Origin of the sequence: Halorubrum sp. SP9 (assembly GCF_005435015.1) — an archaeon.
GTDB classification, from domain to species: Archaea; Halobacteriota; Halobacteria; order Halobacteriales; family Haloferacaceae; genus Halorubrum; species Halorubrum sodomense.
Genome location: NZ_SGXU01000189.1, coordinates 1 through 773, shown reverse-complemented (window position 1 = coordinate 773; position 773 = coordinate 1). Strand labels below are relative to the sequence as shown.

At 58.9% G+C, this 773-nt stretch carries 1 protein-coding gene and 1 pseudogene; both read right to left on the bottom strand.

Annotated elements, in window-relative coordinates; translation table 11 throughout:
• Positions 1–87: pseudogene (locus EXE45_RS21480) on the bottom strand (helix-turn-helix domain-containing protein); the annotation flags it as partial.
• Positions 88–318: 231 nt separating this feature from the next.
• Positions 319–773: zinc ribbon domain-containing protein (locus tag EXE45_RS17135; RefSeq protein ID WP_137695041.1), on the bottom strand; the 455-nt coding region annotated here is incomplete at its 5' end.

Genomic DNA, 773 nt, shown 5'->3' with positions numbered 1-773 from the left:
GGACCGGTACCGCACCTCCGGGTGGCGCGCGCTCACCTCGCACTCCGGCTCCCCCGCGTGGCGGATCCGGAACGTCACTTCCCGCATGCCAGAGCCGAGGGCGCCGGGGTTCAAACGGGTTCCGGACCGTCGCGAGGCATTTATACCGGTGACCGCGCAAGCGTCGGTGTGGTGGCCATGACGATCCGTTACCCCCTCTCGAGCCCCTTGTGATGAAGACTTCCTACCGAGCCACCACTTCCACATGCCGAGTTACAACACTCGACACACTCGCCACGGTCTATTAGTAGTTCTCGACTTTCTCCACTGAGCCCCTTGTCAGTGGCCCACGACTGAAGTCGTGGGCTTGTCAGTGGACTCCCCTTCTGTCGTCGAATCGACGCTGGCGGTGAATCCACCGTTCAGGTTCAGCGTCCCTGACTTCAGCGCACACTGACAGGGTGCGCCTCCACTCGAAGACATCTGCCCCGAATGGAGTCGTTTCATCAGCTTTCGAGCGATGTTCTTGCTCGCGTTATAGTCCGCGTTCAGCTCGTAGTCGCATTTTTGACACACGAACTGGTGTTTCGATTTCCGATTCGTCTCGTTTGTAAAGCCGCACTTCGAACACCGCTGGCTCGTGTACGCCGGACTCACTTGCTCGACTTCAATGTCGAGCATCTCGGATTTGTACACCACGTACTCGTACAATCGGCGGAACGCCCACGTGTGGAATCGCTTCGCACCAGTCATCCGATCCCGGATATCGGTTAGATTCTCGAAGGCGACGTGCG